This is a genomic window from Methanosaeta sp. UBA356 (genome assembly GCF_002496465.1).
GTDB classification, from domain to species: domain Archaea; phylum Halobacteriota; class Methanosarcinia; order Methanotrichales; family Methanotrichaceae; genus Methanothrix; species Methanothrix soehngenii.
Window position 1 is genome coordinate 1 of the sequence record NZ_DAKC01000022.1, and the last position, 10,099, is coordinate 10,099.

A 10,099-nucleotide genomic window follows, 5' to 3' on the forward strand; every position below is an offset into this window, starting at 1 on the left:
TTCTTTGTTATGAGGTTTCGCCTCTCCAGGGATACCAGAACCATGGTGAGGGAGGATCTGGGCAGGCCGGTCTCATATCTTATCTCCGCCTGGGTCGTTCTGCCGCCGTGCTTTATCAGGGCCTCTATGATCGAGCGCTCTCTGTGAGTCAGAGCGTCCATAACGGCCTTCATCTCGCTGCTGACTGCGATATCTTTCTTTTGGCCCTCTGCTGCCGGGAGCATCCCAATGGGCCCTGCATCATCCTCATCCTCCGCATCGTCCTCAGCTGCAACGGTCGGCGGATCAGCTTCGAAAGACGCGTAATCCTGCGATGCTGCCATCTGCGCAGCCTGCAAAGGCTCTGCCGACGTATCTGGGGCACTGACTTCAGGCTGGCGGTCTACAACCGACAGATCTGGTCGATCTGCCTGGCCGAGCGGCAGTCTTTCTCTTCGCCTGCCTACGACGAAAGCGAATGCTGATCCAATAGTCAGGATAAATATAAAGGCGGCAACCATGAGAAGGTTTTGTGAGCCGCTGCCATGGCCTTCCTCTCTCGCAGATGCGTCTTGCAGAGGCTCATTGCCCAAAGGCTGCTGGTACTCGATGGTGATTGCAGGGTCCTTAACACCGTGTGCCTGGGCATCCACCAGCAGGGATTCATTGGAGGCGGTGATCATGTAGTTCAGCCCGCTAGAACTGTTGATTCTTCCCAGCCTCAAGTCGCCTGGCAAGTGGAAGACGATATGGCACTGGCTGCAGAGTCCCCAGGTGGTGAAGGCCAGGCTCCAGTTCTCCCCATTCTTCCGGGTCAGGCCGTCTGTCCAGGCGTATAGCTGGCGAGTATCATTATCGTAGCTGTATCTGGGGACATATTGATTGGGATAAAGGGCATTGTACTGAGCGGTCCTCAGAAATGTCAGGCCTTTTGGGTCCTCCATGTAGCCCGCCACTAGGGTTTTGCCTGTATTGTATAAGTAGATGTCTAGGTCGAGCTTTTGTTCATCCGTACCATCGAACTCCTGTCCAGATGTCAGAGCGATGGAGACTAGCAGAAGAAGAGCAACTATGAGCTTTCTTGGTTCCTTAAGAATACCCTGCCCATACTTCAAAGCCACGATTATCAGATCCTTCTTCATTATATAAAAAAGGAAGCTGTCAACCTTTATACCCCAGCTCCCTCGCTTTTGCGGTGGCGGCCTCTGATTCTGCATTGCGTCCCATTTCTTTAAGAGCTTGGCCCTTAGTAAACCACGACGTGATATGGTTTGGATCCAACTCAGTAGCCTTATCTAAGGCACTGATAGATTCTTCAAGCCTTCCATACTGCATGAGAATGCCACCTTTAGTGCTCAATGCGTCTACCTTCCTGGGATGGTCTAGCTCAATCACCTTCTCGTAAGCAATGAGTGCCTCCTCGAACCTCTGGAGATTCGCTAAATTTTCGGCCTTATACCACCAGGCAGTGCCGTTCTTGGGATCTTTCTGGATCTCTTGATCGTATATTTCTATGGCCTTCTCGAAGGATTGGGTGGCCTCTTGTTCAATGCTCAAGTAGTTTAGTGCTACACCTCTTGCCTGCCAGGCCAATGCATCCTGCGGATTATTCTCCAATTTCTTCTCTACGATACCAAGCGCCTCTGTAGCTGTTCCTATTGTTATTATATCAAGAACTACTGTTTTTCTTAGCAAAATAGACTCATTTTGCGAATCCATTTGAAGAGCTTTGTCGTATGCGTTCAGCGCCTCAGTTAAGGACTCAGACGCCATTGAATTCATCAGATCATCTCCCTTCTTCACCCACTCATCTGCAGTCTCCTGTGCCGCAGCTACCAAGCACATCGCAGAGAGCACTATTAGGACCATGGCCACCCCGATCCAGGCTCTCATCTTAGATTTTCCATTCATTCCCAAACTCTCCTTCAAGTTGCTCACTTCGTCTAAAGAGGTGATAGCAAATAAGGGGCCTGCCCCTTATTGGCATAGAGTTGGCCCCTTATCCACTATTCCACTGAAACCTCCACGTCTGGAAGCTCGTCTTCGAGCCGCCCGACGACCTCTACCCGGCATGAACGATAGATAAAAGGTAATGTGAATGAACGGAAAACGAAGACCTTATTTTGAAGGCCTGTTTTTGTTCAGAATGTTCAAGAATGTTTTTCTCCCGAAAAGAACCTTTCTGATAGCTCTACAATGTTCGTTCTGCCCCATTCTTTCCTGGTTACGAGATTGCGCTTCTCCAATGATATCAGAACCATGGTAAGCGTTGATTTAGGGACGCCGGTCTCATATCTCATATCCATCTGCGTCATTCTGCCGCCATGCTTTATCAGGATCTCCATGATCGAGCGCTCCCGCGGGGTCAGGGTCTCCAAAACCGCATTCAGCTCACTGCCAACCTCGATTTCTCCCAGAGACCTGGCAGCATATATTGGCTTTGAGGCATCCTGGGACTCGATGCCGAGCAGATGATCGCCTTCAAGCATATCCTTCTTGACAGGTTGCATCTCATTTCTTCGCCATCTCATCATAAAGGTGAAGACAGATCCGATAAACAAAACAAGAGATAAAATGGCGCCCCCGACCAGCCAAAAATTATTAGAGCTGCTGCCGTTGATATCCTCAAGAGATGCCTCTTCTGCTAAAGACTGCTGGTACTCTATGGTTATGGAAGGATTCCTGATATCATATCCCTGAGAAATAACTGTTAACGAATCATTTGAGGCTGAGACCACGTATTTCAGCCCCTCAGAGCTATTGATTCTTCCCAGCCCTAAATCGGCTGGAAGGTCGAATATGACGCGATACTCGGCATAAAAGCCCGGACATTGAAACATCAATCTCCAGGTATCTCCTTGCTTGAAAGTCAGTGCGTCAGTCCAGGCATACAGCTGATGAGTCTCGTTTTCATACCTGTATCTGGATGCATACCGAGTCGCAGCCGGGTCGGTATACTGGGTCGGCCTCAGAAAGATCAGGCCCCTGGGGTCATCAACATAGCCCACGACCAGGGCCTGACCGGTGTCGAGCAGGTGGACATTGAGGCTGAGGTTCTTCCCGGCTGCCCCAGAATCAGGATACTGTCCGGATGCCTGAATTGCGGCGACAAGGGATAGAAGAATAGCCGATCCCATCAGGATCTTCTTCAATAGTACCATAGATACCATCCTATCCCTCCGGTTCTTGAGATGCTAAACACGGTCATCTGTATTCCTGCGGATCTATGCTTTATACCCTAGCTCCTTTGCCTTGGCAAAAGCTGCAGCCGCTTCAACCTGGCGTCCTGAGGCCTTCAGTGCATCGCCCTTGCCCTGCCAGGAGGAGGCTTTCAGCAGACCTAGCTCTGGACTCAGCTCAACAGCCTTGTCGTAGGCGCTTACGGCCTCTTCGTATCTGCCCGTATAATTTAGGGCTTCACCTTTGTTCTTCCAGGCAATCGGATTTGTCGGATCTATCTTTAGGGCGGCATTAATAGTCGTTAGGGCTTCCTCGTACTCGCCCATCTTTATAAGAACGCTACTCTTGTCCGCCATAAATGTGGCTGTGAGCAAGACAAGGTCTGCAGGCACGGACGAAATAGCCTCGTCGTAGGCCATAAGAGATTCATTGTGCCTGCCCAGTTCGGAGAGGATACCAGCCTTCAATAATCGAGCTTCCTGGCCGGTGAAATCTGGGTCTAGCTCAATAACTCTATCGCAAGCCTTTATGGCCTCTTCATACCTTTCTCTGGCCTCATCCTTCCTATCCATATCGTTAAGCATATTGCTCATGCCAACGAATGCAAGTGCCTTGCCCTCCCAGGCCAAAGCTAAGAATTGCCTGGAATCTTCAGCAGAAATAAGCTCAATGGCCCTATCGAAAGCCTCCAGCGACTCATTGTATCTGCTAAAATTCTTGCCATTGAACCTGGCGAGGGACAAGAGAGTATAGCCTATATCATTCCAGGCCTTTCCATAGCCGGGATCCAGCTCAATGGCCTTGTTCAAGGCGGTAAAGGCTTCTTCATAGGTCTTGGCGCTCTCCTGTTCAGGTAGTTCCCCTGCCTTAAGGTTCAGAGCTGCGCCCTTCAGGTACCAAGCCTCCGCATACTTGGGATTCAGTTCAGTAGCTCTGCTATAGGCGTTGATAGCCTCATCGTTCTTGAAAATCCTTATGAAAAGCTCCCCTTCCACAAGCCAGCCCCTGGCATCATGGGGATTATCTTGGGTAGTTTTTTCTGCCATCTCCAAGGCGTTTTCAAAAATCTTCAGCGATTCATTATAATCTCCCATTCTTACGAGCACATCACCTTTGCCCATCCATATGCTGGCGTTCTCGGGATCGATCTCAATTGCCTTATCGAATGCAACGAGCGCATCCCTATAGTTATCGTTTCCCATTAGCTTCAAACCCTCTTGATACCAGCTATCTGCAGTATTCTCCTGCGCTACAGCTGCTAGACATAGCACAAAGAGAACGGCCAGGATGAGGGGGATTCTCATCCAGGCCCTCATCTTTTTTGCATTCGCTCTCAGATCATTCACTCTTTTTTCATTCATTCCCAAACTCTCCTTTCTGCTCTATTCCTCGACTTCTTTCATTTATGCGGACATCTCTCGTTCGAAATGCCTGCCAACCTCTTCTGGGCGTGAACTGTAGATAAATGATTGATTGAATGAACGATGAACATGGGAGAAAATCTTGAGAGATGGAGCGTTCAGATGTTCATGAAGGTTCCTTTTTGATGAAAGACATCTCCTGAGCCATTAGCAAAGCTAAAAAATCCATGTTATTGGGTACTACGACGTTTAAGGAGCTATGACTGGGACAAGAATACTGGCGGCATTGAGTGTGCGCCATTGCCATAGATCAAATCTCTGCCCATCATCGATGCAAAAAGTAAAAGATGGGCTTATATGCCGCCCAGCTCCTTGGACCTGGCGAAGAGTTCCTCTGCTTCGACCTCACGGCCCAAATCCTGCAGTGCCTTTCCCTTATAGTAGTAGGACCTATAGTACATGGGAGCCAGCTCTATGACCTTGTCGAAGCACTGTATCGACTCATTGAGTCGTTCCAGATGGTAAAAGGCCGTGCCTTTGCCCTGCCAGGCCATTATACTCTTGGGATTTTGCTCGATGGCCTCGTCGCAGAGCTCAACTGCTCTTGTGAAAGAAGCGTTAGCCCCTTCAGTGCGATTGAGTCTGTTGAGAGCGCCGCCTCTGTCCAGCCAGTATGATGCTTGAGTGGGATCGAGCTCAATGGCCTTATCATAAGCCGGGATTGCCTCTTCGTGCCTGCTCAGTTCGGCCAGAACGCCTGCTTTCCAGTACCAGGCATCGGATGAGTTTGGATTTATCTCAAGAGATTTATTATAGGATTCCAGGGCTTCTTCAAAATATCCAAAGCCAGTCAGGGTTTTGCCTTTCTGATACCAGGCGTCGGCAAATTGCGGATTGATCTCTGTGGATTTATTGAAAGCATTAAGGGCTTCCTCATAATTGCCGAGGAAATCGATCTGAAGCTCTCCCTTCTTAAACCAGGCCGATGCCGATTGAGGATCGATCTCTATGGCATTATCATAGGCCTCGCGGGCTTCCTGAAGAAATATCTCTCGGGCAGTCTGATTTTGCATTTCATTTATTGCCATTTCACGCGACTCGTTGCCCTTGTTCAGCCAATAACCGGCTGTGTCTTCCTTCGCCATATCTTCCTGAGAACTAGATGAAGCACATAGTACTGCTAGGGCTACAAAGGCCAGAGCTAAATTAGCTTTCATCATCTTATCCCCCTCACATGAAAAATTAATTGCGCCTCTATTTATATCCCTGTCCATGATGATATTGTGGATCTCTCAACCAGAGTCTTACAGCCACCAATCCCATATCAATGGCTTCTTTCTGCACATGAGGACGGTGTTTCTTTGATACCTGATGACGAAAGTCTCCCTAACACCGCTATCCTGCTGTGCGCTCCAGTTTGCCTCAGGGTCCAGGTACAGGGTTGGCTTGGGCATGAGGTCCTCGTCCAGGGGGGTGAAATTCGCAAATATAACTTCTGTGCCGATGACCTCTCCGGCGGCCGTAGTCATTTGGGTGGCAGCGAACTTCCCTTGCCAGAAGCTTCCCCCGCCTGAGGCGGTGAAGCTGCCCTGCAGCCCATCATCGCCTTGGCTGCCCGACAGCCGAAGGAACAGAGCAGGATTACTGCGGAAGGTGATGGCCGCCTGAACATCGCTACCCTGTCGGGATCCTATCAGGAAGCCGTCGCCGCGGCTGCCAAGGGTTGCCCTGCCCTGCAGAGTCGAGTCCTTCTCGCTTAGGGAGACCACGCTGCCTTCAGCGAACTCTCCGTCAGGGCCGCCGCTCTGAACAACATAGCTGATCTTCCATCGACCGGAAAGATCTTCGGAGGCCGCAGCAGTTGCGACAAAGAGGAATGCCAGCAAGGCTGCAAATAAACAGCCACCGCTATTCGCCAATCTCATGCGTGAAAAAAGATTGACGGAGGTCACTCCTCATACCCCAGCTTATCCGCCACCAAAAACGACATGCCGGCGTTACCAACCTGCCCCATGGCCTTCTGCGCCTCTCCCCTGCCGTGCCAGGCATTGCTATAATGGGGCCCTAAATCTATGGCTTTATTGTAGGCCTCAAGAGCCTCCTCGTTTTTGCCCTGCAAGCGCAGCGAATCGCCCTTGCCTATCCATGCGCTAACAGCTGTTGTATCAAACTCGAGGCTCAGGGAGTTCTTGAGAACCTGGTCATAAGCTTCGATAGCCTCATCATATCTGCCCAGTTCGAATAGAACCAAGCCCTTCTGTTGCAGCAGACGGATATTTCCTGTATTCCCTGAAATGGCCGTTTCGTAAAACTCCAGGGACTTCTGGAATGCCGCTTGGGCCTCATCTGTTCTGCCGGTCTTATTAAGCGCCCATCCTTTGGAGAGCCAGTCGAGCGCCAGATCTTCGCTATTGTTCTCTGCAATCAGCTCGATGGCTTTATCATAAGCCTCCTGGGATTCGTTCTCCACAAGGAGATTGGCCTTCCACAGCCAATTGTCAGCATTTTCGGGGTTCAGCCTTAGTCCTTCATCAAATGCTTCTACCGCCTCATCTTTCCTGTCCAGTTCCGATAGGATGGTGGCTTTGAAGTGCCACTTTGAGCTGCTCTTGGGGTCCAGCTCCAGGGAATGGTTGATGGCGGTCAGGGCCTCTTCCAGCAGATCTGTTCTCGGGCCATCATCGCTCAGGCCTCGGATTGCCAGTACTTCGGCTTTGGACATCCAGTAACCTGACAGCTCCTGAGTATTGCCGGAGGGTATCAGCTCGATAGTTCTGTCGTAGGCCTCCACCGATTCGTTGAGATCACCTATTCTGCCTATGACTTCCGCTTTCCTTCCCCATGTGTGGTAATCCTGAGGATCGATCTCTATGGCCCTGTTGTAGGCATCCTGCGCCTCCTCCCATTTCCCCAGGTTCATCAGGGAATTGCCCTTGCCGACCCAGGCATCGGCATCTTTTGAGTCGGTCTCAATGCGCCTGTTGAATGCCTCCAGAGTTTTTTCATAAGCTGCAAGGGACTCATTTTGTCTCTTCATGCTTCCCAAGACAGTAGCCTTCCACTGCCAGGCCTTTGCATCATTAGGGTCCTTCAACAGGTTTTCATCCAAAAGGGAGAGCGCTCTCTCGTAGGTCTCAGAGGACTCGTTCACTCTGCCTAAAACACTCAGCTCTAACGCCTTGTGAATCAGTATGGTTGTGTTATCGGGATCTATCTTCAGGGCCTCATCATAGGCGGAAACAGCCCCCTCGATTGAGCCGTTGTTCATATATTCATCTGCTCTGTCAATCCAGTATTCTGCAGTGTTTTCCTGCGCCTCTGCAGTGATGCATATAATTGCCAGTGCCAGCAGAGTGAGAGCGAGCTTTGCTCCCAATTTTTTAGATATTCTTTTATTTCCGTTCATTTCTCTCACCACATCCCCTTTTCACAAAAAAAATTAGTGGGGCTCACTTTTCATACCCCAGTTTATCCGCCGTCAAAAGCGACATGCCGGCATTGCCAACCTGTCCCAATGCCCTCTCGGCCTCACCTTTTCCGTGCCATGCGGCGCTAGAACTGGGAGCCAGCTCTATTGCCTCATTGTAAGCCTCCAGAGCCTCCTGGTTTCTGTTCAATGCCCGAAGAGCATCACCCTTGCCCTCCAATGCAGAAACGTCGATAACGTAGGGCTCTATTCTGGGAGAGGCCTCGAGTACTTGATCATAAACCTCTAAGGACTCCTCGTATCTGCCCAGGTTATAGAGCGTCAGGCCTTTCATCCTCTTCAGGCTGAGGTCGCCGGGGTCCTCCAAGATGGCTTTAACGTGAAGCTCCAGCGACATCCGGAAGGCCTCTTTTGCCTCTTTTCGCCTGCCGATCCTGTTCAGTGCCGTTCCTTTGACCAGCCAAATCCCAGCCAGCTCTTTGGTGTTGCTTTCTGCAATCAGCTCAAGGGTTTTGTCGTAGGCTTTGATGGATTCGTTATGGCACTTCATCTCCACGAGCAGGCCAGCCTTCCGCAGCCAGCTATGGGCATCTTGGGGACTCTGCCTGAGGACCTCGTCAACGGCTGCCAGCGCTTCATCATTCCTGCCAATCTCCATTAGAGTAGAAGCCTTGAAATGCCACCACACGCTGCTTTTGGGACTAAGCTTCAGAGATTTATCAACCGCCTCCAGGGCCTCTTCCCATCGTTCGGCAAATGCCAGGTCTTCTGCCTTTGCAGCATAAGCCAGTGCCCGCTCCGCTGCATCGTAGGCTGGTATCAGGCTGATGGCCTTATCGTAGGCCTCCACGGACTCGTTGATATCTCCTATGCCGCTAATGACTTCTGCTTTCCTCCACCAGACGCTGTAATCCAGAGGTTTGAGCTCCGTGACTCTATTATATGACTCACGGGCCTCATCCCACCGGCCGAGGTTGAGCAGCACATCTGCTCTGCCTATCCAGGAGTCGGCATCCCGCGAGTCATTCTTTATTCTCTGGTCGAAGATCTCCAGGGCCTTTTCATATGCCTGGTCGGACTCATCTTCTCTGTTCAGGCTGGCTAGAACTATGGCCTTCCATTGCCAGGCCTCAGCATCTCCTGCATTCTTTTTTAGCTTTTCATCCAGCAGGGTCAGCGCTTTCTCATATGTCTTTGCCGATTCATTCACCATGCCAATGATGTTAAGATACATGGCTTTGCGAACGAGAATTGAATCGTTCCACGGTTCTTTTTTTAGAGCCATGCCGCATGCAGAGATGGCTTCATCGATAGAATCGTTGTGCATGAGCTCTTCAGCTCTATCAATCCAGTACCCGGTCGTCTCTTCCCTTCCCACTGCAGAGGTGCAAAAAAATTTCAACGATATCAAGGAGAAAATAATCTTAAAGATGGCATATAATATATCAGGCAATTGACGGTGAGCATGCCTGATCTCCGCTATCTTGTCATTATTTTCCATCGAATCGCGCTCCTTAATAGACCCCTCTCAATTGAGAGAAAGGATCTAATCGCATTAAGTCAGCCTTTCTTCAGGCTGTCTCCCACTCCAAACCACCAATACTGAACTACGGCATTTGCCGTATTACGGCAGTCAACGAATATAAATCTTGTGGCTGTTCGACAATAAGAGATGCTGCCAATATTGTCATTAATGCGAATACTGTTTATGCCTAACAGTCGAGCCGATTATGAAATTATTTTTAATTGCCAAGAATAAGGTGCCGGGGGCGGGATTCGAGCCCGCGACTTCGAGATGACTCAGGCGCGTTCTTCGCAATTACCCTATGAGTCTCGCGCCCTAACCAGCTAGGCCACCCCGGCACGGCATAGTCCCTCGGGTGAATAGCTAATTAAGGTTTTTGCTTAATCCCCTTCAAGGGAACGGGCATCCTTTAAAAGCTCAAAGTGCAAAAGGGATGAGTATGCCCTCTGATATCTCAGCCTCGGTGAGCGAGACCCTATCCGGAAAGACGATAGTGGTGGGAGTGACGGGCAGCATCGCTGCTGTCCGGGTGATAGACCTCATTCGCGACCTCATCCGCCGCGGGGCAGAGGTTCATTGTACCATGAGCCATGCCGCCGGACAGATACTGCATCCCTATGCCCTGGA

The 10,099-nt window shown here is 50.4% G+C and carries 9 protein-coding genes and 1 tRNA gene; 1 reads left to right on the forward strand and 9 read right to left on the reverse strand.

Features of this window, described 5'->3' with window-relative positions:
* The 9 genes from BP727_RS01215 to BP727_RS01255 form a co-directional block, all read right to left on the reverse strand.
* Positions 1-1,121, reverse strand: a 1,121-nt coding sequence (locus BP727_RS01215) for a helix-turn-helix transcriptional regulator (protein ID WP_286856979.1), incomplete at its 3' end; no start/stop codon positions are given.
* Positions 1,122-1,140: 19 nt separating this feature from the next.
* Positions 1,141-1,890: a tetratricopeptide repeat protein gene (locus tag BP727_RS01220; protein ID WP_013720720.1), complete on the reverse strand. Its 750-nt coding sequence runs from the start codon at positions 1,888-1,890 to the stop codon at positions 1,141-1,143.
* A 239-nt stretch (positions 1,891-2,129) separates the two neighbouring features.
* Complete coding sequence (locus BP727_RS01225; protein WP_286856983.1) at positions 2,130-3,140, reverse strand: helix-turn-helix transcriptional regulator; 1,011 nt, start codon at positions 3,138-3,140, stop codon at positions 2,130-2,132.
* 63 nt (positions 3,141-3,203) lie between these two features.
* Positions 3,204-4,520 carry a tetratricopeptide repeat protein gene (locus BP727_RS01230; RefSeq protein WP_286856985.1) on the reverse strand — a complete coding sequence of 439 codons (1,317 nt, stop codon included), beginning with the start codon at positions 4,518-4,520 and terminating at the stop codon, positions 3,204-3,206.
* A gap of 353 nt (positions 4,521-4,873) precedes the next feature.
* Positions 4,874-5,665 (reverse strand): tetratricopeptide repeat protein, encoded by a 792-nt coding sequence (locus BP727_RS01235; protein WP_286856987.1) that lies wholly within the window; start codon positions 5,663-5,665, stop codon positions 4,874-4,876.
* A 159-nt stretch (positions 5,666-5,824) separates the two neighbouring features.
* The gene (locus tag BP727_RS01240) at positions 5,825-6,445 is read right to left on the reverse strand and encodes a hypothetical protein (RefSeq protein WP_276987320.1); all 621 of its coding nucleotides are present in this window, start codon (positions 6,443-6,445) and stop codon (positions 5,825-5,827) included.
* A 23-nt stretch (positions 6,446-6,468) separates the two neighbouring features.
* Positions 6,469-7,926 carry a tetratricopeptide repeat protein gene (locus tag BP727_RS01245; RefSeq protein ID WP_286856990.1) on the reverse strand — a complete coding sequence of 486 codons (1,458 nt, stop codon included), beginning with the start codon at positions 7,924-7,926 and terminating at the stop codon, positions 6,469-6,471.
* A gap of 43 nt (positions 7,927-7,969) precedes the next feature.
* Positions 7,970-9,358, reverse strand: coding sequence for a tetratricopeptide repeat protein (locus BP727_RS01250; RefSeq protein WP_286856992.1), 1,389 nt, complete (start codon positions 9,356-9,358; stop codon positions 7,970-7,972).
* 350 nt (positions 9,359-9,708) lie between these two features.
* Positions 9,709-9,810 (reverse strand) — tRNA-Met (locus BP727_RS01255).
* A 101-nt stretch (positions 9,811-9,911) separates the two neighbouring features.
* Between BP727_RS01255 and BP727_RS01260 the strand changes: the two genes are divergently transcribed.
* Positions 9,912-10,099, forward strand: a 188-nt coding sequence (locus BP727_RS01260; RefSeq protein WP_286856994.1) for a flavoprotein, incomplete at its 3' end; no start/stop codon positions are given.

Coding starts and splice junctions, on each gene's coding strand:
- BP727_RS01225 (WP_286856983.1), bottom strand. CDS start 3,140: ATGGTACTATTGAAGAAGATCCTGATGGGATCGGCTATTCTTCTATCC.
- BP727_RS01245 (WP_286856990.1), bottom strand. CDS start 7,926: ATGAACGGAAATAAAAGAATATCTAAAAAATTGGGAGCAAAGCTCGCT.
- BP727_RS01230 (WP_286856985.1), bottom strand. CDS start 4,520: ATGAATGAAAAAAGAGTGAATGATCTGAGAGCGAATGCAAAAAAGATG.
- BP727_RS01240 (WP_276987320.1), bottom strand. CDS start 6,445: ATGAGATTGGCGAATAGCGGTGGCTGTTTATTTGCAGCCTTGCTGGCA.
- BP727_RS01235 (WP_286856987.1), bottom strand. CDS start 5,665: ATGGCGAAGGAAGACACAGCCGGTTATTGGCTGAACAAGGGCAACGAG.
- BP727_RS01220 (WP_013720720.1), bottom strand. CDS start 1,890: ATGAATGGAAAATCTAAGATGAGAGCCTGGATCGGGGTGGCCATGGTC.